The sequence below is a fragment of the Exiguobacterium sp. 8H genome (genome assembly GCF_902506255.1).
In the GTDB taxonomy this organism is placed as follows: domain Bacteria; phylum Bacillota; class Bacilli; order Exiguobacteriales; family Exiguobacteriaceae; genus Exiguobacterium; species Exiguobacterium profundum.
This window is the reverse complement of sequence record NZ_LR733429.1, coordinates 1,880,874-1,903,295: the sequence shown is the minus strand read 5'-3', so window position 1 is coordinate 1,903,295 and position 22,422 is coordinate 1,880,874. Positions and strand designations below refer to the sequence as shown.

Below are 22,422 nucleotides of genomic sequence, written 5' to 3'. Positions count from 1 at the left end.
ATGGCACAATTGGTGGTCAAGGAACGAAAACGAATCAGCGGTCATATCGGTCAGTATGGGACGTTACTCGCAATCCTTGGTTTGATTGCGGTCTTTACCGTGACGAACGATCAATTTCTGACGTATGCAAATTTTAGTGACATCATCAAATCGGTTTCAATCGTGTCGTTACTTGCCCTTGGCGTCACATTCTCGCTCATCGTAGGAGGATTTGACTTATCAGTCGGATCGACGGCGAGTCTTGCGACAATCGGGGCGGCAGCAAGCCTCGTCCTTCATCGGCAAGAACTACTCGTCGCTCTGCTGATCCCACTTGCACTCGGGATTCTCGTCGGGCTGTTAAATGCGCTCGTCACAATCAAGTTTCGGTTGCCGGATTTACTAGCGACACTCGCCATCATGTACGTCATTAACGGGATTCAATTGACGTATACGAAAGGATTCTCGATTTATGACAACATGCCGATTGAAGGGGGGACGGCGCCAGGACGTTTCATCCCGTCGTTTCTATTCATCGGTCAAGGGACAATCGGTCCGATTCCGTTCGTCGCCCTACTCATGCTGGTATTCTTTATCGGAGCGCATCTGTTCTTGACTTATACGCGGACTGGGCGTGAGTTTTATTACGTCGGATCGAACGCCGAAGCGGCCCGTCGTTCTGGGATTGCCGTGAATCGCATTAAACTTTATGCCTACGTGCTCAGTGGGTTGTTTGCGGCCATCGGTGGGATCATTCTTGCATCTCGGATTGGGACTGGTCAGGTCTCGGCTGGGGCACCCCTCTTGATGGATGCCGTCGCGGCTGCTTACATTGGTTATGCTGTCTTCGGAACAGGGCGTCCGAACGTCATCGGAACATTGATTGGAGCTATTTTGATTGGGATTCTTCTAAACGGACTGACGATGTGGGATGTCCCGTATTATGCGCAAGACATCGTCAAAGGGACGATTCTCATCGGAGCGCTCGGTCTCTCATATATTCAAAAGAAGCAGCGGACATAACGAAACCCCGGACATCAGTTGTTCGGGGTTTTGCTGTGTTCATGTGTCATCGAAAGAAAAGGATACACTCCACCGTTCGTCTCCTGCATAAATATTTCCTGTGAGGTGAAACCGAGCGATTCATATAAACGGATCGCTCGCTTGTTGAACGTGGCGACAGTAAGACACACATTGCAAGTCCCATATGTCGCATGCCAAGACCGATGGTAACAGTTCCTGGTGATTCGAATTGTAACGTGACAAAGCCGATCATCTCATTCGTTTCAAGGACGGCGAACGTCGTGTCGCCCCGTTCATCTGCATCTAAAAATGAGGCGAGGTCTTCCTCGTCGGCGTCCATATTGTAAAACGCGTAGTCGCCTTCATAGCGCCACTCAAAGGCGATACGTTCGGCTTGCTCTTGGGTGAGTGGTTGAAACGTATAATTCATTGAAATTCCTCGTCTCTGATGGAAGTGGTCGTGCTACACTCAAATCGTATCATGAAAATAAAGGGAGGGGACAAGATGGCAGTCAAGTTGGATATGATCGGCATCGTCGTGAAGGATATGAAGCGCTCACTCGATTTTTATCGTGCGCTCGGGTTTGAGATTCCGGAAGCGATGAATGGAGAAGCGCATGTGGAAATCGATGAGGGGGGCGTGCGTCTCGCGTTCGATACGGTGGAAGTGGCCGAATCGGTGTACGGGGAATGGAAACAGGCAGAAGGACATCGGATTGAGCTTGCCTTCTTATGTGAAAGTCGAGAGTCGCTGAATACTTTGTATGATTCAGTCCTTGAACAAGGTTATGCGTCACACAAAGCACCGTGGGATGCGTTCTGGGGTCAACGTTACGCCATCCTGTACGATGCGGATGGGAATTTGATTAGTCTGTTCGCCTCATAAAAATAATCCCGGGCCATGTGGCTCGGGATTATTTTTTGTCGTGGCACTCTCCCCATGAACAAAGGGCATTCATAGCGGGTTGCAGTCCGAGGGCGTCTTCGGTCAATGAATATTCGACGTGCAGGTGCTTCTCGGTCGAGTAGTCGACACGGCGAACCATGCCGAGCTGCTCGAGCTCGCGCAATTGGTCGGTCAACACTTTTCGGCTGACGTCCGGAATCGCTCGTTGAATATCAGAAAAACGAAGCGGTCCATCTTGAAGCGTGCAGTACACTTGGGGGCGCCATTTGCCGCCGATAATCTCAAGTGCGCGGTTGACGGGGAACGATGTGGTCATGTTCAAGGAACCTCACTTTCGGGTAGTTACTTCAATGTGCGTACTTTTTTTCTTGCTTCAATGACAGTATCTTATCGTTATCCGCTAAATTGAGCAAACAAAAAGGAGTAGATGAAACATGACATATCCAAGAACGTTTTCACACATCGGTCTTTCTGTACCGAGCGTCGCTGAGGCCGTAAAATTTTATGAGGACGTGATGGGGTGGTATACGATTATGACACCATCAGACGTCGTCGAGGATGATTCGCCAATCGGTGTGATGTGTACCGACGTCTTCGGACCGGGCTGGGGCAAATTCCGAATCGCTCATATGTCAACGGGAGACGGAATCGGGATTGAGTTGTTCGAATTCCCGAACAACGAAACACCAGAAGACAACTTCGAGTTTTGGAAGACAGGGATCTTCCACTACTGTGTACAAGACCCTGACATCGAAGGGCTCGTCGAGAAGATTGTCGCTCACGGCGGGAGACAACGGATGCCGATTCGTGAATACTACCCAGGTGAAAAACCGTACCGCATGGTGTACTGCGAAGATCCATTCGGCAACCTCGTTGAAATTTATTCACACTCATACGAACTCACGTATTCGGAAGGAGCTTACTAAACATGAAAGCATGGCTACTCGATCAACCTGGTCTTGATCATCTGCATATTGGAGAAATCGACCGACCGACACCAGGAGCGGGAGAACTGTTGATTCGTGTCGAAGCGGTCGCCTTGAATCCGGTCGATTATAAAGTCGGATCAAACGGAAACCCGAATTGGTCATATCCACACATTCTCGGTGTCGACCTCGTCGGAGAAGTCGTTGAGGTCGGTTCGAGTATCGCCAACATCATTACGGGTTCGCGTGTGGCTGTTCATACGGATCTTTCGAAATATGGGGGATTCGCCGAGTATACGGTCGTCGATGCCCGGGCGTGTGCGGTCGTTCCGCAAGGTGTAAGCGATGAGGCGGCGGCTTCTATCCTGTGTGCGGGGATGACAGCATATGAAGCGGTCATGCAGAAGCTGAACACGCGAGATAAGGAGACGATTCTCGTACACGCAGGAGCGGGCGGTGTCGGTGGATTTGCGATTCAGCTCGCAAAACGGCTCGGTCTGAAGGTATTCACGACGGCATCTCCTGAGAACGTTGAGTGGGTAGAATCACTCGGGGCGGACGTGGTGATTGATTATAACGTCGAGGACGTGACGGCACGGATCATGGAAGAAACAGATGGACGTGGTGTCGACCTGATTTTGAATACAGTCGGACGAGACGTTGCGACAGCAGACCTAGATCGTCTCGCATTCAGCGGACACCTCGCCTACATCGCCGGGCCACCAGACATGACGAACATGAAAGGCTTCACGTTATCTCCTTCGATTCACGAAGTAGCACTCGGGGCGGCGCATGCGAGCGAGGACGAACATGCGATTCGCAACTTGGCGTATATGGCCGAAGAGATGATGAACTTGCTCGATGCAGGTGAACTGAACGATCTCGTCACAGAAGTGTTGTCGTTCGACCAATTGAAAGAAGGTCTCGAAAAACTACAAACGCGAAAAGTGCGCGGTAAACTCATCGTCCGCATTCGCGACTGAAGAGAGGACTCCCTGTTATACTGACAGGGAGCTTATTTGTCGAGGAGGGGAAAGAATGGAGCGATTGGCAGACACGTATCGTCAGACGAACGTTCAATTGAGCGGTCACGGCAAACGGGAAGCCGGGGTATTGAAACGCGTATTTGAACAGGTGCGTGAAGATGAGCCGAGTGACCAGTATGGACAGGGGAAAACGATTCGACAGTTCGAAGAGAAGATGGCACAGGTTCTTGGGAAAGAGTCGGCAGTTTTCTTTCCGAGCGGTACGATGGCACAGCAGATTGCGCTACGCATTTGGTGTGATGAGACAGGGGAGAAAAAGGTCGCATATCACCCGCTGTGCCACCTTGAAATTCATGAGCAGGATGGTTTAAAAGAGTTGCATCACATCGAACCGATTTTAGTGGGGGACGAAAACCGATTGATGACGCTCGAAGAGATTCAAGCGTTACCGGACATCGCGTGTCTGTTGCTCGAACTGCCACAACGAGAAATCGGTGGGGAATTGCCGACGTTCGAGGAACTTGTGGCAATTCATGAACACTGTCGTGAGAAAGCGATTCATCTACATCTGGATGGTGCACGACTGTTCGAATCGCTTCCGTATTATGAAAAAGAGGCATCTGAGATTTGTGCGCTCTTTGATAGCGTATACGTCTCGTTTTATAAAGGAATCGGTGGCATTGCCGGTGCCATCCTTGCTGGACCGAAGGCATTTTGTGACACGTCGAAAGTATGGAAGCGACGCTACGGTGGTGACTTGATCAGCTTATATCCATACATCCTGTCCGCGGATTATTATTATGAGCTACGAAAAGACAAGATGGCCGAGTATCGAAACGAGGCCGTCCGCTTGGCAGCGCGCTTCAATGAACTCGATGGCGTGTGGACGACTCCACGCATCCCCGTCACGAATATGTTCCATCTTCATTTTCAATGGGAGAAGGAAGAGCTTGGTGAGAAAATTGCGCGCATCCAAGAAGAAACAGGAGTAGGCATTACGGGGTATCTTGTTGAAAAAGATGGGTACTGTTCCACAGAAATCAGTATCGGGGATATTTATGGCGAGATGACTCTCAATCAACTCGATGATCTTTTCAAACAATTCTATACAAGATAAGTGAGGAAACTTAGAGGGACATTGAACTGAACCCTGTTTTACGGACAGTTTAGTAAAAAGTGTCTCGAATTCTATGCGGCGATCAGATGGCCCCGATATTGTTCCGAGGTCATCTTTTTAGATTCCATTGCTTGCTTTCGCTGTTGTAATAGTTGACATGGTCTTTCAGGTTTTCAAAGAAGGACTCGATTGGCGCTTTGTCCCAAGGCGTGATATGGGCTGGGCCAATCCCAGCCCGCGAACCCGTGAGTGATAGGCGGGATGGGTGTAGTGGAACCCTTGGTCCGAATGAATCACCAAACTTATAAGTGGGCAAAACGTGAAGGATCGGCGTATTGGAAGGATGAAGAGAATAAAATAGCCTTAAGATTAACATTTAACTATTTCAAAAAAATGTTATAGGTAGGTTTTTTATAATCCATCATTTTATACTTTTTGTAATAATATAACGATGGAGGTATTTGGATGTTAAAAAAAGGGGTTTTATTTTTAACGATAGCTTTATTAGTAAGTAATCTAAGTTTAGGAATTCCAAACGATGTGTATGCCAATGAAATTCTTCCAAAAAACATTTCAGATGAGACTATTGATGTAGAGGTCACGTTTACTGATTCCGAAATCAAAGCAATATCTCTCGAACGTGAAGAAATCATTACAGATATTACAAAACAAGTACAAACGAATCATACATCACTCGACGAAGTAGTAGCGGAGAGTTTAAAAAGACTCAACAACACACCTTAATAGAAGGTTTGAATGAAGAACTTGAAATGATTAATCTTCCAACTTCGAATGTCACTCTTGACACAAACCTTGATACGGAAACTTATGAAATAAACGATAACTTATCTGTAACTTTTGATGATAATTTTATTATTGTAGATGAATGGAATGAATCAGATGAAATAGAATCCGAAGAAGACGTTGAACCTAACTTCTTCTCGTTCATCCAAAACATATTTTCTAGTCCAGTCCAAGCAGCAGGAACAAGCAAGATTAAAAATGCTTCCAATAGCCGCAGCATCTACGACGCAAGAGCTACTAGTTGGAAATTAGTCACAGCATATATTAGTGCTGAGTTCACTTATAATGGAACTACAGTCACCGCAAGAAGAACTGGGAGCTATATGAAGACTGAAAATGGAGGAGGGGTTCTTATCGACATAGTCGATAAGAAGAGTGAAGTCCAAAAACCAAGCAGTTCGAGAAGAGTCGCATACCAAGAAAGGACAGCAATTATGGGGCTCACTGTTAAAGGACACGGTCTCAGACTCCAAGAACGATATCTACGTGTTAACGTAGAGTGTAATGCAAAAGGAATGATTAAAAAAGATTCTATTTTAAAATAATCTGGAGGCATGACATGAACTTTCTTGATTTTGCAGTATTTTTATTACTCTTTATTTCATTCGCAATCTTTATGATTGTTAAATTATTAAAAAAACCAAAGTAAAATACAAAATTGTAATCTTAAATCAAAATAATATTGATTAACTACTTAATCAATATTATTTTTTCATCGTTAACTAAGATTGACGAATGGTTCTGTTCATATTACTTTGCACTTTAAAAAGCGAAAAATGTGATGAATGGAAAATACTTCTCATCAACTCAATACTGTAACGATTTCAGAAGGTGTATTCTCAATGATAGAGAGTATGCCTTTTAGTTTTAACCATCCAAATAATGAGTTTACTTTTTTCATCAGATTTATTCTTATATTTTCCGAACTTTGCATTCATAAGTACGTGCTCAATCAACGCTAACACTACATGATTTGATTTTCTTTTATTTTGAAGTCCTCGTGAAGTTGAAATCACTATTCTTCAAATAAAAATGCATCAACGAAATAAAGGGTGCGCTGTTTTTTCATGGGACGATGTTCTTCAGACATTTTCCCAGACCAACTGGTCAAACTCTTTTGAATAGTGTATTTGTCGACAGCGTTCCGCACCAACTTACGACTTGACAAGTCTTCTCCTATAACTAGCGCGCGACCACTTGATGCCACGTTTTAATGCGTTCTCGTTCTTTTATTGCCGCGATATCTTTTCGATGTGATGAAGAACCTCATCTTCATTCTTGATAATCCTGAGCATCCCCTATCACTAATTCCGGATACGTCTTCCATTCTTCTGGCATATTTTCTTTGATCGATTGCTTGAGCGTCGTCTCATTAATCCGATAGCAATTCCTACGTGACTCGAACAGTTCTGGCTAAATCGCGCCTTTTCGTAGCTGGTTGTAAAAGGTCTTCTTATGGCTGGTAAGTTTGTTCTTCGATAAGATTTCAAATGCTATTTCAATCGTATACATGAAGATTCCCCATCTATGTTATATGTCGAAAAATAGCGATCCATCTCAGCTATCTGAGGGAATTGAGAGCGCAATTGAAATGGAAGGATGATTGAAAGAATGAAAGTAGAAGTAGAAAAAACAATCGATTCGCAATATATCCAGCAGCACCTAGCAAACGAGCGGACGTTCCTCGCATGGATTCGTACTGCGATTACCGTAATCGGGATTGGTTTCTTAGTGACGAACTTTCATTATTATCGAAGCGAGAATTTGAGTGGTGCAGAACATCAATTGATCTCAGCAATCGGGATGTCATCGATTTTGTTCGGCATCAGTACAATTCTTGTAGAACCCATTCCTATTTGAAAAAAGTGCATACGATCAACACGCAACAATTCAAATCTGCGAAGATGAGTCTCATTGCTTTGGCAATTGGGATGGTCTTCATCTTTTCACTAATCCTCGTCGTGAGCTACTTCTTGTTTTGAACGCAATCAGGCACCGCCTCCATTACGAGGACGGTGCCTGATTGTGTTACTGCGTTACAATCGCTTCGAGACGATCGAGTTGGGAAGTGAACCCTTCGACAGCGCCCATTTCGACGACTTGTTGGAGAGCCTCTTCATTCGGGAATTCGGAGCGACTAATGAATAACGTGCCTTCCGATGTATCGAGAAATTCATTTGTGATCGTCATGACAGGCAAGTCCGGATTGACGTGTCCGTCCGCATCCGAGAATGCATCCGTATAGACGATTCGGGAGTATGGATCGATGTCGATAAAGGTTGATTTGCCCCATGATTCCATACCATAAAAGTCACCTTGTTCTTTGTCGACACAAGTCATGCAATAATGCCAAATCCCCCCCGGTTTGAAGTCGAAGCTGTATACTTTCGTCTCCCATCCGGACGGTCCCCACCATTTCTCTAAATGTGCAGGTGTCGAGAATGCTTCAAATACAAGTTGGCGTGGTGCCTTGAACAGACGTTCCATAATCAATGTCGTGCCCTCTACATGTGATTTAACCGTACTCATGATCCATTCTCCTCTCGCTGTGACTCCGCTAAAAACCTCTCCAATCGATCGAGTCGCTCTGTTTCCCGAGCCATATAGGTCCGCCAAGCATCTAACGGTTCGAGTGCTTGAGACTTGAGTGCATAACGTCTTCGATTGGCATCAATGGTTACTGTGACGAGACCTGCATCATACAGAATTCGCAAGTGCTTCGATGTCTGCGGTTGACTGATCCCAAGTTGATTTGCCATCATTACGACCGTCCACTCTTGTTTCCGTAACAATTCGATCATCCGCAACCGGTTCGGGTCGGCTAACGCTTGAAACAAAGAAGCCAATCTCTCTTCCATTTTTCGTCACCGTCCTCTTATTTTGAATATTCCCAATTAGGAATATTCCGAAACAGGAATATTCAATATTTAAACAATAAATCAAGTAGCATCTCACCAATCGGTCGTTCTTTTCCTTCATAAGGAAAAGCGTGGATATGGATGGCGGGATTAAAATTCAATTCGATCATACCGTATTCGATTTGCGCATCATCGAGAGAGGGAATCATCATATCGACACCACAGATGGTTGCCCCGACTGACTTAGCGGCATCGACAGCAATACGCTTATAGATGTCAGAAATTTGATCCGTATAGTCGATACTATCTCCGCCGGTACTGATATTAGAGTTTTCGCGTAAGAAGACACGCTCATCGAGAGCGGGAATACTATCGGGTGTCTTGCCTTGAGCACGTAAAAATGAGATGACGACCTCGTCGATTTCGATTTTCTCGAGCGGTGTCTTGTATCCTTTTCCGCGTAACGGGTCTTCATTTTTTGTCGCAACGAGTTGACGGATAGAAGAGGTGCCATCTCCAGTGACGTTCGCCGGGACACGATGGAGGATGCCCGCGACATCATCCCCGATGACGAGGAAGCGATATTCTTTTCCGGGTAAGAATGTCTCAAGTAAAACGACATCATCAAACGCTTTCGCATACTGAAATGCAGACAGTGCTTCCTCATACGTCGCTCCGTCTTTAAAAATGTGAATACCGACTCCGAAGTTTGTAGACTTCGGCTTTAAGACGATGGGTTGTTTTGAAAATGAATGCCATGCCTGAGATAAATCCGATTCCTCTTGAAGTTCTACCCCTTCAGGGACACGAATGCCATGCTCTGCGAGTACAAACTTTGTCACCGTTTTATTCTCCATCATTAAGACGGAAACATAATTGTCTTTTGATGTTTTCGTTGCCTGTTTGACGTATTCTTCGTGTTTGCCGTTTCGAATCCGAATGAACTGGTCAGAACGATCGATGACATCGACACGATAACCACGTTTAATTGCGGATTTCATTAAGATTTGAGTAGACAGTTCCAGGTCGGCATAACCGTGAATGCGAAAACGATTTGCATAGGCGTCCTCATAAAAGTGTTCTGCTTGGGCGAGGGACCATGCGTGATAACCTGTCTCGATCATAATCGTCTTTAATCGGGAAGCGTACGTCCGGTCCACGTGATCAATTTTTTCGCGTATAGCGGGAAAGACATCTTCGAAGCCGAGGTCATAGTGTGTGTTGAACGAATCGATGGCGTCGAGAAGTTCTGTCGCGTACGTGTGTAAAGGTATGGCGTAACCATCTCGAGTCAATATGCTTGCGGGAGACATGCCTTCTTTGGCGACACGTTGTTGATTATTGTACGCTTCAGCTTGCCAATCGACATGAGATGTCTCCTCAGTAAAGGTCAAGTACAACAAAAACAGATGAAGGAACCGTAAATCTGAACGAGCAATTCCGGTCTTTTCAAACGGATTCAAATCGATATTGCGAATTTCAATGTAATCGATACCGTGTGCCTCGAGTTGATTTAAGTCGTTACCACCTTTCGATGTTTTCAATCGGATGGGGGAGTAGAGTTCGTTCGGATTGGCAATCTCGCCTTTGGCAATGAACCATCTTACATCATCTATATAACTAGAGAGTGTCGCATAATTTGGATAAAGTGGTTCAACATTCGTATACCCACAGTCGCTATTCCGATAGGACAATGCTTGTTTATTTGAAAAAGTGTCTACATGGAGCGCTTGCATCTGACTGACACATCGTTCTTCATAACTCACATGAACGGCTGGTGTAGCACCGAGCAAATAGACGATGAGCCAACGCATTCGTAAATATTGACGAACTAACTTCAAATATAGGTGATCTTTGAAGTGTCGATATTGTTCAGGGGATCCTTCGTATAATGCGGATAACATCTCATCGGAAAATGAAAAGTTGAAATGGATTCCAGAAATGAGTTGTTTTTTCGCACCATATTTTTGGAGCAGATGCTCACGATAACGGCTAGCCTCTATTCCGGACACACCAAAATCAGCGAGTGGAATCGTACCACCTTCCGGCAAGGCACATGGCATCGATTGTGGCCAAAGGCGTTCATCGCCTATGTTGAGCGCCGTAATATCGTAAAGCGTTTCTAAGAAATGATGTGCCGCCTCAATCGTCGGAAACGTCGGGGTGACAAGCTCAATTTGACTTTCAGAAAAGTCGGTCGTGATATATGGATGTGTCGCTTTATGACCGAGTGCTTTTGGATGCTTCGTAACAGCTAGTGTGCCTTCTGACGTGACTCGTAACATTTCTCGCTCGATGGCAAATTTTCCACTTGTGATGAGATGGTGGGGTAGTTGATTAAACTGCTTCTGCAAGGGAAATCACTTCCTTTTTCGTTAGTCGGACAAAGAGGGCAGAGACAAGCCCTTTTGTGATACTTGAGATGGCGATACTCCACCAGATGGCATCGATTCCGAGATAAGGCTCAAGAAAAAATGCGAGCGGGATACGGGCCACTGTGAAAATAATCGAGATGGTCGCGGGGATTTTCGGTAATCCGAGTCCTGAGAAGTATCCGTTTCCGATCATTTCAATCGATGAGAAGACGAGCGAAATGCCGATAATTCGCAAGTAGCTCGCCCCAATTTCGATGGTTCGAACGTCATCGACGAATAGACCAATGAGTAAATCTGGGACGAATAAAAAGAACAACATAATGAATCCTGTGTAAACCATCCCGAGTCGGGTCGTTACCCGGTAACCTTCATAAACACGATCTACTTTTCGTGCCCCGAGGTTTTGACCGGTATAGCTAGCCATTGCTCCGTTCAAGCCACCAATCATCATGTAGGCAATCGATTCGATTTGAAGTCCGATGCGCTGTGCCGCAATCGCTTCCGTCCCGTATGAGCCAATCATGCGGGCAAGAAAAATACTGATTACCGTGAACAAAATCCGTTGGGTTGCCATCGGAAAACCAAGACGGATGATTTCTTTATAGTCAGCTCGAGTCGGCTGAACGACTTCATCCCAATTGAATAATGTACGAGCGCGGTGCCAAAACAATCCGAACATCATGACGTTGGCGACAAGTGTTGCAAGGGCAGCCCCGATCACACCGAGTTGGAATGGATAAATGAAAATCGGGGAGAGAATCATATTGAGGATGACACCTGTCGCATTGATTCGCATCGCTGTTGTCGTATTGCCATATGCACTGAATAGACGAGCAAACAGCAAATTAAAGAAAGAAAAGATGAGCATCGGCGCGCTGACGAACAAATATTCATACGCAAGCTGCTCCACAGCGGGGGCACCCATATTCAAAAAGCCGATGAATGTATGACCGAACATAATTAGTAGTGAGGCGTACGAAAGACCGAGTGTTAGATTCAGACGCCTGCTGGCCCGGACATAGCGCTGAACCGAATTGAGGTCACGTCTCCCGACAGCTTGTGATACTTTGATGCCGGCGCCAACGACAATCAACGATTGAATCGCCTGTCCGAGCATGATATAAAAACTAGCTGCACCGATACTTGCCACAGCATCGCTCCCGAGCGCACCGACCCAAAACATGTCGACGAGACTATACGTAAATTGTAATAACGAGCTACCGACGAGCGGAAGGGCAAGAGCCAGAATGACGCGTTGCACGTTTCCAATCGTCAAATCGACGGTTTTCACAAAGCAAGACTCCTTACATTCTTTATATAACCATTTAGTTATATATAAGCACGGTGTAATAGAATTGGCAATCATGATAGCCGAATCGATGAAAAATGGACACAAAAAAAAGGAATTCGTGATGAATTCCTTAATGTCGATAGCCGCGAATCCAGGTCGTCATATAAACGAGTGTCGCGATGATCAATGTAGAAGCAAGGGCGTATATTGGATAGGCAGGGAGCGTCTCTTCAAATAACGGATAGAACATGAACGATCCCATAAGGATTGGGACTGAAATGCCGAACGAGACGTAGGCAGCTTTTGTCGCTTTCGCTGTGATGATTTGTTCACGCTCATCGACCTCACTGAACTCTGTCATCCGGACGGACCATTGGGCAAAGCTCAACTGTTTATTCGGCCGGGTGTTAAACGAATAGACTGTCCAAATGATGCCAAAAACAACGAGTAAAAGTAGTGGAAGTAGATTAAATTCAACTAAGAATCGGTCAGACTCGATGACTGTTTTCGACATATCAGATAAAAACGAACTGAATAGAAAAGCCATCAGGACATACAGGATGATACTTGAAATAGATTGAATGACGACATGTTTCATTGTGATTCCTCCTCGATTGTGAATATAGATTCGACCGGTTCCTCAAACACCCTTGCGATGTGCATCGCCAACATGAGCGACGGCGTGTAGCTGCCTTTCTCGAGCGAGATGATCGTCTGTCTCGTCACACCAACTTTTTCGGCCAGGTCACCTTGGGTTAACTGGTGCCGGGCACGCAGTTCTTTCACGCGGTTGATCAATGGCATCGTGCCACCTCATTTCTAGTTTCTACCACTAGTGTAAAACAAACTTTACATAATGTAAAGAGGACTTTACTCATTTGGGGATGATACAATAACGATATAGTCGAAAGGGGAGATGAGGGATGAAGGTGATTAGTGGACAACATCACGTGTCAGCGATGACCGGGGATGCTAAGAAGAACTTGCGATTCTACACGGAAATACTAGGGATGCGGCTCGTCAAAAAGACGGTTAACCAGGATGACCCATCGATGTATCACTTGTTCTATGCAGACGAGACGGGTACGCCTGGAACCGATTTGACGTTCTTTGAGTTACCGTTTCTCGGACAGACGTATCGAGGGTCAAGCAGTATTTCTCGGACAGCACTCAGGGTGCCGGATGGAGCGCTCGCGTACTGGCAGGAGCGTTTTGACGCGTTCGATGTATCTTACGGAGAAATCGAGTTGGTTTTAGGAAGGGCGACCCTTTCGTTCGAAGATCATGAGGGTCAACGTCTCTGTCTTGTAGAAGGAGGGAGCGGGACACCTTGGAGCAAAGGTCCAGTGCCAACGGACCTCGGCATCTTCGGTCTCGGATTCAGTGAGTGGACGGTACGGCGGATTGACAAGACGGCACGGGTGCTGACAGAAGTGCTTGGCTATCGATATGTAACGACATTTGAACGGGATGGACATGACGTGCGTGTCTTTGAGACGGGCGAGGGTGGTGTGGCAACAGAGATTCATCTCGTCGATCGGCCGGATTTGCCATCGGAACGACCAGGGCGAGGGAGTGTGCATCATGTGGCGATTCGAGTGGAAGAAACAGACGATATGACGAAGTGGATCGAGAAGCTTGACGCACATGGAATCAGCCACTCTGGTCTTATTGACCGTTACTATTTTCAGTCGATTTACTTCCGCGAACCGAGCGGAATCTTAGTGGAACTGGCAACAGATGAACCGGGATTTGCGATGGATGAATCGCTTGAGAGACTCGGAGAGCGATTAGCCTTGCCTCCGTTTCTTGAGTCAAAGCGAGCAGAAATCGAATCAAAACTAAAGTCTTTGTAAGCGGAAAACCCGACGGACCATTTCAGTCCGTCGGGTTTTGTACGCCTAATAACATGGCGAGTTCGTTCGTTCGGTTGACGACGAGATCCGCAATCGTGTAACGATCGAGTACATGAAGAAACGCCAACATGGCTTCATTCAAAACACCTCGTAAATCACAGGCAGGTGCGATGACGCATCGGCCTTCCCCGAAGCATTCCACGAGTTCGAACGGTTCCATCGTCCGAACGACTTCCCCTACATTGATGTCATCCATCGGTCGTGCGAGTCGAAAGCCGCCGCCTCGACCACGCACCGATTCCAAATAACCATGTTTCCCAAGCTCATATACGACCTTCATGACATGGTTTTTGGAGATGTTATATTGGTCTGCCACTTCTTGAATCGTGACGAGCCGATGTGAAAACGTAGCGCTATACATCAACGTTCGCAGTGCGTAGTCACATGTTTGCGTGAGTCTCATCCATCATCACCTCTCGTTTCATTGTACAAGACAATCCAAAAAAGTGCGATTCGAACAAATGTGAAAGGGTGATGGCGAAAATAAGTCAGAAACGTGAAATCTACTTTAAACAAGTATTTAATATATTGCTTTAAAGTGACTTGACTCACATAATGAACGTGTACAAAACAAAAGGGGGAAATTCACATGTTAGATCAACAAACGATTGAGATTGTAAAGGCGACGGCACCAGTTTTGAAAGAAAATGGTGTGACGATCACGAAGCATTTTTATCAACGAATGTTTGAACAAAATCCAGAAGTTCGTCACTTCTTCAACCATACGAACCAAAAGCGAGGACGTCAGCCGGAAGCACTCGCGAACGCGGTCTATGCGGCTGCGCTTCATATCGACCGACTCGAAGCGATTCTTCCTGCCATCCAACCAGCACTTCATAAACATAAAAGTTTGAACATCCGCCCGGAGCATTATCCGATCGTTGGTGAGAACTTGCTTGCGGCGATTCAAGACGTACTCGGTGAAGCTGCAACACCTGACATCATCGATGCATGGGCAAAAGCTTACGGTGTGATTGCCGATGTCTTCATCTCACTCGAGAAAAAAATGTATGATGACGCGCCATGGGTCGGATTCAAACCGTTCGTCATCGAAGAAATCATAGTAGATACACCTGAAGTGAAACGATTCCGTCTCGTCGCGAAAGATGGAGTTATTGGCACAGCCATCCCAGGACAATATGTCTCGGTTCAAGCGCGCATTGCAGGAGAGGACATCCTACATCATCGTCAATATAGTGTCATCGAGACGACAGAAGACGGCTACTGGATTGCGCCGAAAGCGGAGGGACTCGTCTCAAACTGGCTTCATGAGCAGACGGTCGGAACAGAAGTCCCGATGAGCGCACCAGCAGGAGAATTCATCCTTGAAACGTCTGAACGTCCGCTCACACTCATCGCGGGAGGAATCGGGATTACGCCCCTCTTCAACATGGCGAAGACGGCACTCGAACAAGGACGTCCTGTCACGTTATTGCACGCGGTTCGGAGTATGGACCTTCGTCCACTCGGAGACGAACTCGATGAACTCGTGAAGGAAGGGCTTCATCTGCTCACACATGCAGATGACGTATCGGGTTGCATGAATAAGTCACACCTTGAGGAACTTGATGTGGAAGGGCATGATGTTTATACGTGCGGACCGAATGCGATGATGGAAACGGTCGTTCGCGCTATTCCACAGGCACGATATGAATTTTTCGGACCGTCTGGAGTTCTTGCGACCAACTAAAAAAGACGACTGGAAAAAGTCGTCTTGATGCACAATATAGGTTATTCCGTAAGTTTACTTGAATGTATGACTTGTTTGTTGGCATCCAATGTTTCAAGTGACCACGAACCATCTGACGGTTGTGTTGTTTCAATGACATATGTCATGGTGTAGCTTTCAATTTCGGGATCGTTTACAAGAAAATCTTTTGAGACATCGTCACCGTTTAACCGTAAATAGACGACATCTTCCGGTCGCTCTTTAAGGTGAACACCGATGTACTCCATGTCTTCAACTCGAAGGATAACGAAATCAAAAGGCTGATTCGGCTCTGTTTGTTTCGTGACAGACCCTAAGTTCCCTGTTTCGACATCAATCTCAGCTAGACCGATGACGGAGCGGTCTTCATTTGTGTAAAAAGAGAGAACGGACTGTTCCATATTATGAATTTCAAACGTATACCAATTGTTCGTCGTCATATAACGATTCATTTCTTTTTCGGCATTTTCGTATGAGTCACCAGCCTGAATGTTAGTGTAGGTGTAAAGTCCGACACCGACTGCGATGGCTACGATGATGAGACCGGAAACGATTGTGAGTAAGATGATTCGCTTCGACATGATTGTTCCTCCTGACTTTTATAAATACGAACACCCCATGCTTCGCAAATGCGTGCATGGGGTGTTTGATTAGTACGTCAAGCTCGCGGCGACGATGATCCCGACGACGAGTGATGCGGCGAACAAGCTGAAACCGATGGCCATGTTGCCATTCTCGACTTCTTTTTCTAAATTCACGCCTGGTGTAAGGATGTATTCAAACGTCCAGAACGCCAATACTTGGGCGGCGATACCGACGAGTCCCCAGATGAACGCATCGAGCAAGTTGACGCTGTTCGCCCAGACTGTATAAATGACGATGGCGAGTCCTAGTGCTTTCCCCCAAAGTTTCAACGCGACAGCCATGTTGCCTTCTTTGATTAACTTGCGTTCCGAATATTTGGTCGTTAGTGCGAAGATGATGAGTCCCGCGAGAATGAGACCGAATCCTGTCCCGAGGTGGGCCAGGAAGCTTAAGATTGAATCGAGTGTGATGAATGTCATGAGTTCGTCTCCTTTTGTATAGGTGTGCCAACGGCTAAGTAATAAGATTGGTTGTTCGTGATCATGCTGCCGGCGCGGACACCGAGTGCGGATGGGTGTCCGTTCAAGCAAAAACATCCGACCATGTAATGTGTCTCCATACGACCTTTGACGGTTGTCGTCATCCGTGTCGGGAGTTCGATGAACTGTTGGTACACGGCCGTTTCTTCCGCATACGTCTGTAATGTTTCGCGATGAAACGGTTGACCATCTTTCGTATACAAGATGACGGAGTCCCCTTCACGTCCGAATGCCGGCTTTTTGACATAGTCCGATTCACCGAGAAACGGTGTGTCTTCTAAGTAAGTCGGTAAAAAATATGTTCCGATGATGTCGCGCTCGGCTTGATCGAATAGTGTCTCGGTCTCATACAATTCCCAAATCAGCGCCTGTACGCCTTTCGATTGCATGAGAAACGCAGAGAGGGGATTGAGCAGTGACACGTATTTTTGTTGATCGAGTTCAAGTAACCGAATGCCAATTAAGTCTCCGTCTGGAGCCCGGTCGTCCACAAGGTGCTCAATCGGATATGTTTGGCGATATAAGATGTCAATTCGCTCACCCGATGGTGTGTAGACGCCGTCTTCGTCGACGAGTAAAGTGTGCAACGGTACGAATTCAGACGGTACGTCGAGCGTTTCTTGTAAAAATCGTGCCGTCCACTTGTCTTCGATGTTATCATCATGTGCCGTAAAAACGATTTTCGGTGTGCCTTCTCGTTTGAGTCGATTCCACGCGGCGACGATCGCTTTCCGCAGCTCAATTTTCAGTTGGGGGGTGGCTTCCCTGTTCGGGTCGAGTAGACCAAACTCGGAAGCGACCACGCCGTTCACATCAAACAGCTCCTTAATGAAGGTCGGCGTATCTGCATTGAACTCCATCAACTTGAGTTGATCATCTTTCATGATCCAGTCGTAACGACCGATGATCGTCTCCTGCGGTATCGTCTTCTCCCGTAAGAACTGCAGACTCGCCTCAGGGTAACCAAGCAGTCGGAGCGTTTCGTCAGGTAGGGTGCGTAATAATTGATTCGTCTTCCGAAAAATCGAGTCAACCGCCTCGGTTGCCTCTCGGATAGAGGCAACCTGCGAGGCGGTCATCTCAAAACAATCATATAAGGCATATTCTTCATCGTTTAAATCGGGCCAAAAATAAGGGATTTGACTGTAAAGTTCGTCACGCGTCATCCGCCGAATCCACCTTTAGAGCCACTGCCGAGTCCAGATTTTGACGATCCTGAATTTGAGCCGTTCGATACGGCACCGGTCGCACCACCGTTGGCTTTGTACGTCTTATACGACGAAGAGCTCTTCAACGCATTTTTTGAGCGGAACAGGCTACCGAGTAAGAAGTAGCTACCATAGTGCGGAGAGCGGTCGTCGTCACAATAATACGACTCGGTCTCGTCATCCCAGTCCCAATCGTCACATTCGTATCCGGTCGGTTCTTCCGGGAGTGCCGCCTCTTCATATTCATCCCCACCGCACGCGGCAAGGGAAGTGGTCAATACCGCAACGGATAGTCCGCTTAAAATTTTCTTGCTTGTCTTCATGTTGATTCCTCCAATTCATAACCAGTCGGTGTGACGTAGATAACATACACACCACGATCTTCATCTGTTTCTGCTGAATCGCGCTCATATTCTTTACCGGCGACATACAAGTATTGGCTTCCGAGCATGGCGAGTGCATCAAGGTGGCGGTCGACGTAATAGGCTTCGAGTAATGGGTTGTCAAACCGGTCGTCGAGCGTGCGGATTTCGACTTTGATGTCGCTCGTTTCGTGCTTGTCCATCGGTCCCTCTGTATAGCGATCGACATAAATTAAAAAGTATTGATCGCCTTCAAGGGCAGACGAGCGTTGTTTGTAGGTCATGCCGTCTTTGACGAAAAACTCACATTCACGACGAGCTAGCACTTCGTCTAAGCCGAGAGACGTGTAATGGTATAGTGGTTCGAACGATAATTCATTTTTATAGAGACGATACTCTAAGACGATGGAGTTCATAAGTCAGTCCTTCCTTTTTTCTTCTTATACGGAATCACCATCAAAATGGTTTCGTGAATCTTTTTGTGGTTACGTTTAGTATATAAGAGAGAAGGAGGGGGAAACAGTGCATATCTTATTTCGTGTGTGGAAAGGGTTAGCGAAATTATCATTTTTGAATGTCGTCTTAGCTTCGATTGGCATCATTATCTTAGGAACCGTGCTCGGTTATGTTTTAGAACCAGAGACATTCGGATCACTGTTTGATTCGTTCTGGTGGACGATGACGACATTGACGACCGTCGGATACGGGGACTTTTATCCGTCCTCCGTGGCAGGGCGATGGCTCGGGATATTCTTATTCCTATTCGGGATTGGGATTATCGGGGCGTTGATTGGAAAATTGGTTGAAATCGGTGCGACGTTTCAACGGCTAAAACGGGAGGGAAGACTAGTGTATCGTGGAGAAGGACATTATGTGTATATCGGGTGGTCCCCGAAGACGAAGAAAGCAATCGATGAAGTGCTTAACTACGAACCGAAAGCAGAGATCGTATTGATTGATCAGTTAGTTGAGGAACCGTACGTGCACGATCAAGTTCACTTCGTATCAGGCGATGCTTCGGATGAAGCGGTATTGCTGCAAGCAAACGTCTTGAAGGCGCGACGCGTCGCGATTTTTGCGGATGCCCGTATCACGGAGACGTTACTCGCCGATGGGAAGTCGTTATTAATCGCGTCAGCGGTCGAGGCACTCTCTTCTGAGTATCAGGTGGACTTGCACACGGTCGTCGAAGTGTGTGAAGAAAGAAATATCTCGAAATTTAAACACGTCCGCGTCGACGATTTTATTTTAGCGAACGACTCGGTCTCCCTCTTGATGGCAAAAGCGACGTTACAACCTGGAACGACAGCAATTTTCCGTCAGTTGTTGAGCAAACAGTCAGGTGGGAACATTCAAGCGTTGAAACCAAAAGTCGAGTGGCAGAATGTTCGACAAGCAAATACAGCGTTACTTGAATCAGGGGTGACACTCATCGCGGTCAATGACCGCTTGGATGTGGCGACGATGCTCGATTTGCCGCTTCAGGAAACAGACATGTTATATGTCGTCTGTCATGACGATGTATTTGAACGATTATCGTAAGGAGTGAAACCATGCATAACGGAACGTTTATCCGAAAGATGACACGTATGCAAAACGTGCAACGGTGGGATGAATATGCCCCCCATTATCATGATAACGCAGCGAGTCATAGCTTTCGTGTCGCGGTCTTTAGCTTGATCGCGGCTTATGTGGAAAAAGAGAACGGACGTGAAGTCGATTTGCTCGATTTACTCGGGAAAGCCATTTTCCACGACATGAATGAAGTCCAGACGGGCCCGATCATGCACCGGACGAAAAAAGAACCGACCTTGATCGGTCACATCGAGCGTATGGAACGAACAGCGAGTCTCGGTCTTGTCGAGCTGCTGTCGCAATCATTACGTCCTCACTTTCATCGTTTCGTGGTGGAAGCGGAAGATGATTCGTTCGAAGGTCGAATCGTGGACGGAATTGATTCGTTCGATGCGATGTTGTTCGTGCGACGAGAAGTCGCGCACGGCTCTCCGCACTTTGATGACAAGCTAGAAGAGATGAAAGCCGCACTCCGACATCATCCGATTAATTCGGTCCGCTGGCTGTTCGACCAGGTCGAGGCAGAAACGGATGTGTTGCGATTCATCGAGAACGTCATGCGGATGGATAGTGTCCGTCGCTGGAAAGGTCGCTTTAACACGATTGACGACAACGATGCGATTCATGGTTTCCGGGCTGCCGCGCTCGGTATGTTCAGTGGGCTCTTAGAGCGTGAGAAGTACGACGTCGATGTCGATGTCGCCGAACTCGTGGCTCGTCTTCTCTGTCACGATTTAGTTGAAGGGGTGACTGGAGACGTGCTCGGTCCAGTCAAACATTCGACGCAAGAGACGGGGGCTGCGTTTGAGGCATACGAGCGAGCGGAAAGTGAACGTCTGCTTGGACTGTTGCCTGAGTATATGCAACCGGCGTTCCGTCGATATATGGCTGACTCGAAAGACGATACGTATGAGGGAATGCTCGTCGACATGATGGACAAGCTTGATGCGCTCATCAAGATGAACATGGAGCGGAAGATGAACGGGGCCGAGTATGAGGTCACGTATCGCGAGCAGCTCCGTAAAGTCCAGATGCGATATGAGAATCCAAGCATGATTTTCTTCCTGGCGTATATCTTGCATGATTTAGACTATGTCACTAGTTAAAACCGTTTATCTTGAAGTCGCATACCTAAAAGGGTGCGGCTTTTTTTATATCATTTATTGACATATATCATTTAACGATATATATTGAGTATAAGAAATATATCATTCAATGATATAGGAGGTGGAAAGATGCCGCGAACGGACTCATTAGAGTTAGGGGAACTGACGGATAGTATGTTTTATATCCTGTTGGCGCTCACGACGCCGCGTCATGGCTATTTAGTCATGCAATTTGTCGAAGAGACCACGCGAGGGCGAATGCAAATTGGTCCGGCTTCGATGTATACGATTATCAAAAAGTTGTTGAACGCCGAACTGATTGAACCGATGGATGGGGACGGAAAGAAAAAGAACTATCGAATCACGAATAAAGGCCGCTCGATTTTAACGGATGATGTGAAGAGACGACAGGCGATGGTCGAAGATGCCTGTGCCATTTTGGATATGGAGGGATCAAGATGAGACAAAAGTATATGTCGAGCTGGGGATTGGCGTTTGCTGAAGAGCGTGAGATGCGGAAACTAGAACGAATGGCGGCTAAGGGATGGCATTTGAAGAAGTTTGCCCCGCTAGGATACACGCTCGTTGAAGGGGAACCGGAAGACGTTCAGTATAGTTTGGACTATCGTACTCGTCCAGACGAAGACTACTTTGACCTGTTTGCGTCGAGCGGGTGGGAACATGTCACATCAACCGGGGATGAGATTCATATTTTCAAAGGGAATCGAGATGCCAAGCCGATTTACTCGGATGTCGAAACAACAGAGGAAAAATATCATGACATGGAGCGTCAGATGGGAAGAGCTGCGCTCATCCTAGGTATTTTATGGATTGCACTCTTTTCGTTGTTTCAGTTTGATTGGCCAACCGTTGTCGAGACAATATTGATTGGGGTTCAACTACTCGTGACGATCGGTCTCGTGTTTACAGGACTTCCGTACATTGGCTACCGTTTCAAACGCAAACGAATTAGCCGGGAAGGATGACTAGGCGGATGGCACAAGCCATCCGTCTTTGTTTCGTTCGACTGAACTATTCGAATGAGAAATAGTTAGGGAGAGAGAACTGTTTTTTAGTGTCTATCTATGCAACAAATTAAAAATCATTCACAATAATTAATGCAAGCGCTTTCATTAACTATTTGAGGAGGAATGAAG

27 protein-coding genes and 2 pseudogenes are annotated in these 22,422 nt (G+C 46.5%); 14 read left to right on the top strand and 15 right to left on the bottom strand.

What is annotated here, in order from left to right; translation table 11 throughout:
• Positions 1 to 1,002, top strand: coding sequence for an ABC transporter permease (locus GVY43_RS09705; RefSeq protein WP_012727477.1), 1,002 nt, complete (start codon positions 1 to 3; stop codon positions 1,000 to 1,002).
• A gap of 14 nt (positions 1,003 to 1,016) precedes the next feature.
• Here the strand turns inward: GVY43_RS09705 and GVY43_RS09700 are convergent.
• Positions 1,017 to 1,432: pseudogene (locus GVY43_RS09700) on the bottom strand (GNAT family N-acetyltransferase).
• A gap of 75 nt (positions 1,433 to 1,507) precedes the next feature.
• Here GVY43_RS09700 and GVY43_RS09695 point away from each other — a divergent pair.
• Positions 1,508 to 1,888, top strand: coding sequence for a VOC family protein (locus GVY43_RS09695; RefSeq protein WP_159563035.1), 381 nt, complete (start codon positions 1,508 to 1,510; stop codon positions 1,886 to 1,888).
• Positions 1,889 to 1,916: 28 nt separating this feature from the next.
• Here the strand turns inward: GVY43_RS09695 and GVY43_RS09690 are convergent, their stop codons facing one another.
• On the bottom strand, positions 1,917 to 2,225 hold the full coding sequence (locus GVY43_RS09690) for a helix-turn-helix domain-containing protein (protein ID WP_078147739.1): 309 nt from the start codon (positions 2,223 to 2,225) through the stop codon (positions 1,917 to 1,919).
• A gap of 118 nt (positions 2,226 to 2,343) precedes the next feature.
• Here GVY43_RS09690 and GVY43_RS09685 point away from each other — a divergent pair, with 118 nt between their 5' ends.
• From GVY43_RS09685 to GVY43_RS09675, 3 genes are read left to right on the top strand one after another with little or no spacing between them, the layout of a single operon-like run.
• Positions 2,344 to 2,835, top strand: coding sequence for a lactoylglutathione lyase family protein (locus tag GVY43_RS09685; RefSeq protein ID WP_074035577.1), 492 nt, complete (start codon positions 2,344 to 2,346; stop codon positions 2,833 to 2,835).
• A gap of 2 nt (positions 2,836 to 2,837) precedes the next feature.
• Positions 2,838 to 3,818 (top strand): zinc-binding dehydrogenase, encoded by a 981-nt coding sequence (locus GVY43_RS09680; RefSeq protein ID WP_031422092.1) that lies wholly within the window; start codon positions 2,838 to 2,840, stop codon positions 3,816 to 3,818.
• 55 nt (positions 3,819 to 3,873) lie between these two features.
• Positions 3,874 to 4,938 (top strand): low specificity L-threonine aldolase, encoded by a 1,065-nt coding sequence (locus GVY43_RS09675; protein WP_159563034.1) that lies wholly within the window; start codon positions 3,874 to 3,876, stop codon positions 4,936 to 4,938.
• A 71-nt stretch (positions 4,939 to 5,009) separates the two neighbouring features.
• Here the strand turns inward: GVY43_RS09675 and GVY43_RS16045 are convergent.
• A pseudogene (locus GVY43_RS16045) lies at positions 5,010 to 5,235 on the bottom strand (IS3 family transposase); the annotation flags it as partial.
• Positions 5,236 to 5,403: 168 nt separating this feature from the next.
• On the opposite strand from GVY43_RS16045, the gene GVY43_RS09670 reads away from it, so the two are divergent.
• From GVY43_RS09670 to GVY43_RS09660, 3 genes are all read left to right on the top strand, one after another.
• The gene (locus GVY43_RS09670; protein WP_159563033.1) at positions 5,404 to 5,682 is read left to right on the top strand and encodes a hypothetical protein; all 279 of its coding nucleotides are present in this window, start codon (positions 5,404 to 5,406) and stop codon (positions 5,680 to 5,682) included.
• Between the two features lie 8 nt (positions 5,683 to 5,690).
• Positions 5,691 to 6,287 (top strand): hypothetical protein, encoded by a 597-nt coding sequence (locus GVY43_RS09665; RefSeq protein ID WP_159563032.1) that lies wholly within the window; start codon positions 5,691 to 5,693, stop codon positions 6,285 to 6,287.
• A 1,066-nt stretch (positions 6,288 to 7,353) separates the two neighbouring features.
• Positions 7,354 to 7,602, top strand: coding sequence for a YidH family protein (locus GVY43_RS09660; protein ID WP_236548954.1), 249 nt, complete (start codon positions 7,354 to 7,356; stop codon positions 7,600 to 7,602).
• Between the two features lie 168 nt (positions 7,603 to 7,770).
• On the opposite strand, the gene GVY43_RS09655 is transcribed toward GVY43_RS09660, so the two are convergent.
• The 6 genes from GVY43_RS09655 to GVY43_RS09630 all read right to left on the bottom strand — a co-directional run bounded on the left by GVY43_RS09655 (position 7,771) and on the right by GVY43_RS09630 (position 13,070).
• On the bottom strand, positions 7,771 to 8,271 hold the full coding sequence (locus GVY43_RS09655) for an SRPBCC domain-containing protein (RefSeq protein WP_159563031.1): 501 nt from the start codon (positions 8,269 to 8,271) through the stop codon (positions 7,771 to 7,773).
• Positions 8,268 to 8,600: a helix-turn-helix transcriptional regulator gene (locus GVY43_RS09650; protein WP_159563030.1), complete on the bottom strand. Its 333-nt coding sequence runs from the start codon at positions 8,598 to 8,600 to the stop codon at positions 8,268 to 8,270. The genes GVY43_RS09655 and GVY43_RS09650 overlap by 4 nt, the downstream gene beginning before the upstream one ends.
• A 62-nt stretch (positions 8,601 to 8,662) precedes the next feature.
• On the bottom strand, positions 8,663 to 10,954 hold the full coding sequence (gene gshAB / locus GVY43_RS09645; RefSeq protein ID WP_159563029.1) for a bifunctional glutamate--cysteine ligase GshA/glutathione synthetase GshB: 2,292 nt from the start codon (positions 10,952 to 10,954) through the stop codon (positions 8,663 to 8,665).
• Entirely contained in the window at positions 10,938 to 12,266 is a 1,329-nt protein-coding gene (locus GVY43_RS09640) for an MATE family efflux transporter (RefSeq protein ID WP_159563028.1), read from the bottom strand. Before GVY43_RS09640 ends, gshAB begins: the two co-directional genes overlap by 17 nt.
• Before the next feature lie 130 nt (positions 12,267 to 12,396).
• Positions 12,397 to 12,864, bottom strand: a complete 468-nt coding sequence (locus tag GVY43_RS09635; protein WP_159563027.1) for a hypothetical protein — start codon at positions 12,862 to 12,864, stop codon at positions 12,397 to 12,399.
• Positions 12,861 to 13,070: a helix-turn-helix transcriptional regulator gene (locus tag GVY43_RS09630; RefSeq protein ID WP_012727465.1), complete on the bottom strand. Its 210-nt coding sequence runs from the start codon at positions 13,068 to 13,070 to the stop codon at positions 12,861 to 12,863. Before GVY43_RS09630 ends, GVY43_RS09635 begins: the two co-directional genes overlap by 4 nt.
• 119 nt (positions 13,071 to 13,189) lie before the next feature.
• Between GVY43_RS09630 and GVY43_RS09625 the strand changes: the two genes are divergently transcribed.
• Positions 13,190 to 14,122 carry a ring-cleaving dioxygenase gene (locus tag GVY43_RS09625; protein WP_031422105.1) on the top strand — a complete coding sequence of 311 codons (933 nt, stop codon included), beginning with the start codon at positions 13,190 to 13,192 and terminating at the stop codon, positions 14,120 to 14,122.
• A gap of 22 nt (positions 14,123 to 14,144) precedes the next feature.
• On the opposite strand, the gene GVY43_RS09620 is transcribed toward GVY43_RS09625, so the two are convergent.
• Positions 14,145 to 14,585 carry an Rrf2 family transcriptional regulator gene (locus GVY43_RS09620; RefSeq protein WP_012727463.1) on the bottom strand — a complete coding sequence of 147 codons (441 nt, stop codon included), beginning with the start codon at positions 14,583 to 14,585 and terminating at the stop codon, positions 14,145 to 14,147.
• A gap of 186 nt (positions 14,586 to 14,771) precedes the next feature.
• Here GVY43_RS09620 and GVY43_RS09615 point away from each other — a divergent pair, with 186 nt between their 5' ends.
• Complete coding sequence (locus GVY43_RS09615) at positions 14,772 to 15,872, top strand: globin domain-containing protein (RefSeq protein WP_012727462.1); 1,101 nt, start codon at positions 14,772 to 14,774, stop codon at positions 15,870 to 15,872.
• A 41-nt stretch (positions 15,873 to 15,913) separates the two neighbouring features.
• Here the strand turns inward: GVY43_RS09615 and GVY43_RS09610 are convergent, their stop codons facing one another.
• From GVY43_RS09610 to GVY43_RS09590, 5 genes are all read right to left on the bottom strand, one after another.
• Positions 15,914 to 16,471 (bottom strand): hypothetical protein, encoded by a 558-nt coding sequence (locus tag GVY43_RS09610; protein ID WP_031422108.1) that lies wholly within the window; start codon positions 16,469 to 16,471, stop codon positions 15,914 to 15,916.
• 69 nt (positions 16,472 to 16,540) lie between these two features.
• Positions 16,541 to 16,954, bottom strand: a complete 414-nt coding sequence (locus GVY43_RS09605) for a DUF350 domain-containing protein (RefSeq protein WP_012727460.1) — start codon at positions 16,952 to 16,954, stop codon at positions 16,541 to 16,543.
• Positions 16,951 to 18,180 (bottom strand): glutathionylspermidine synthase family protein, encoded by a 1,230-nt coding sequence (locus GVY43_RS09600; RefSeq protein WP_074035591.1) that lies wholly within the window; start codon positions 18,178 to 18,180, stop codon positions 16,951 to 16,953. The genes GVY43_RS09605 and GVY43_RS09600 overlap by 4 nt, the downstream gene beginning before the upstream one ends.
• Positions 18,177 to 18,545 carry a hypothetical protein gene (locus GVY43_RS09595; RefSeq protein WP_012727458.1) on the bottom strand — a complete coding sequence of 123 codons (369 nt, stop codon included), beginning with the start codon at positions 18,543 to 18,545 and terminating at the stop codon, positions 18,177 to 18,179. Before GVY43_RS09595 ends, GVY43_RS09600 begins: the two co-directional genes overlap by 4 nt.
• Positions 18,542 to 19,000 carry a hypothetical protein gene (locus GVY43_RS09590; RefSeq protein ID WP_012727457.1) on the bottom strand — a complete coding sequence of 153 codons (459 nt, stop codon included), beginning with the start codon at positions 18,998 to 19,000 and terminating at the stop codon, positions 18,542 to 18,544. Before GVY43_RS09590 ends, GVY43_RS09595 begins: the two co-directional genes overlap by 4 nt.
• A gap of 106 nt (positions 19,001 to 19,106) precedes the next feature.
• Between GVY43_RS09590 and GVY43_RS09585 the strand changes: the two genes are divergently transcribed.
• The 4 genes from GVY43_RS09585 (at position 19,107) to GVY43_RS09570 (ending at position 22,251) form a co-directional block, all read left to right on the top strand.
• The gene (locus tag GVY43_RS09585) at positions 19,107 to 20,126 is read left to right on the top strand and encodes a potassium channel family protein (RefSeq protein WP_031422116.1); all 1,020 of its coding nucleotides are present in this window, start codon (positions 19,107 to 19,109) and stop codon (positions 20,124 to 20,126) included.
• Between the two features lie 11 nt (positions 20,127 to 20,137).
• On the top strand, positions 20,138 to 21,265 hold the full coding sequence (locus GVY43_RS09580) for a YfbR-like 5'-deoxynucleotidase (RefSeq protein ID WP_159563026.1): 1,128 nt from the start codon (positions 20,138 to 20,140) through the stop codon (positions 21,263 to 21,265).
• Positions 21,266 to 21,394: 129 nt separating this feature from the next.
• The gene (locus tag GVY43_RS09575) at positions 21,395 to 21,727 is read left to right on the top strand and encodes a PadR family transcriptional regulator (RefSeq protein ID WP_012727454.1); all 333 of its coding nucleotides are present in this window, start codon (positions 21,395 to 21,397) and stop codon (positions 21,725 to 21,727) included.
• Complete coding sequence (locus GVY43_RS09570) at positions 21,724 to 22,251, top strand: DUF2812 domain-containing protein (RefSeq protein WP_159563025.1); 528 nt, start codon at positions 21,724 to 21,726, stop codon at positions 22,249 to 22,251. Before GVY43_RS09575 ends, GVY43_RS09570 begins: the two co-directional genes overlap by 4 nt.
• Positions 22,252 to 22,422: the final 171 nt, after the last annotated feature.

Excerpts from the sequence above, each read along its gene's own strand:
- GVY43_RS09705 (WP_012727477.1), top strand. The coding sequence starts at position 1 with ATGGCACAATTGGTGGTCAAGGAACGAAAACGAATCAGCGGTCATATC.
- GVY43_RS09695 (WP_159563035.1), top strand. The coding sequence starts at position 1,508 with ATGGCAGTCAAGTTGGATATGATCGGCATCGTCGTGAAGGATATGAAG.
- GVY43_RS09690 (WP_078147739.1), bottom strand. The coding sequence starts at position 2,225 with ATGACCACATCGTTCCCCGTCAACCGCGCACTTGAGATTATCGGCGGC.
- GVY43_RS09685 (WP_074035577.1), top strand. The coding sequence starts at position 2,344 with ATGACATATCCAAGAACGTTTTCACACATCGGTCTTTCTGTACCGAGC.
- GVY43_RS09680 (WP_031422092.1), top strand. The coding sequence starts at position 2,838 with ATGAAAGCATGGCTACTCGATCAACCTGGTCTTGATCATCTGCATATT.
- GVY43_RS09675 (WP_159563034.1), top strand. The coding sequence starts at position 3,874 with ATGGAGCGATTGGCAGACACGTATCGTCAGACGAACGTTCAATTGAGC.
- GVY43_RS09670 (WP_159563033.1), top strand. The coding sequence starts at position 5,404 with ATGTTAAAAAAAGGGGTTTTATTTTTAACGATAGCTTTATTAGTAAGT.
- GVY43_RS09660 (WP_236548954.1), top strand. The coding sequence starts at position 7,354 with ATGAAAGTAGAAGTAGAAAAAACAATCGATTCGCAATATATCCAGCAG.
- GVY43_RS09655 (WP_159563031.1), bottom strand. The coding sequence starts at position 8,271 with ATGAGTACGGTTAAATCACATGTAGAGGGCACGACATTGATTATGGAA.
- GVY43_RS09650 (WP_159563030.1), bottom strand. The coding sequence starts at position 8,600 with ATGGAAGAGAGATTGGCTTCTTTGTTTCAAGCGTTAGCCGACCCGAAC.
- GVY43_RS09635 (WP_159563027.1), bottom strand. The coding sequence starts at position 12,864 with ATGAAACATGTCGTCATTCAATCTATTTCAAGTATCATCCTGTATGTC.
- GVY43_RS09630 (WP_012727465.1), bottom strand. The coding sequence starts at position 13,070 with ATGCCATTGATCAACCGCGTGAAAGAACTGCGTGCCCGGCACCAGTTA.
- GVY43_RS09625 (WP_031422105.1), top strand. The coding sequence starts at position 13,190 with ATGAAGGTGATTAGTGGACAACATCACGTGTCAGCGATGACCGGGGAT.
- GVY43_RS09620 (WP_012727463.1), bottom strand. The coding sequence starts at position 14,585 with ATGAGACTCACGCAAACATGTGACTACGCACTGCGAACGTTGATGTAT.
- GVY43_RS09615 (WP_012727462.1), top strand. The coding sequence starts at position 14,772 with ATGTTAGATCAACAAACGATTGAGATTGTAAAGGCGACGGCACCAGTT.
- GVY43_RS09610 (WP_031422108.1), bottom strand. The coding sequence starts at position 16,471 with ATGTCGAAGCGAATCATCTTACTCACAATCGTTTCCGGTCTCATCATC.
- GVY43_RS09605 (WP_012727460.1), bottom strand. The coding sequence starts at position 16,954 with ATGACATTCATCACACTCGATTCAATCTTAAGCTTCCTGGCCCACCTC.
- GVY43_RS09600 (WP_074035591.1), bottom strand. The coding sequence starts at position 18,180 with ATGACGCGTGACGAACTTTACAGTCAAATCCCTTATTTTTGGCCCGAT.
- GVY43_RS09595 (WP_012727458.1), bottom strand. The coding sequence starts at position 18,545 with ATGAAGACAAGCAAGAAAATTTTAAGCGGACTATCCGTTGCGGTATTG.
- GVY43_RS09590 (WP_012727457.1), bottom strand. The coding sequence starts at position 19,000 with ATGAACTCCATCGTCTTAGAGTATCGTCTCTATAAAAATGAATTATCG.
- GVY43_RS09580 (WP_159563026.1), top strand. The coding sequence starts at position 20,138 with ATGCATAACGGAACGTTTATCCGAAAGATGACACGTATGCAAAACGTG.
- GVY43_RS09575 (WP_012727454.1), top strand. The coding sequence starts at position 21,395 with ATGCCGCGAACGGACTCATTAGAGTTAGGGGAACTGACGGATAGTATG.
- GVY43_RS09570 (WP_159563025.1), top strand. The coding sequence starts at position 21,724 with ATGAGACAAAAGTATATGTCGAGCTGGGGATTGGCGTTTGCTGAAGAG.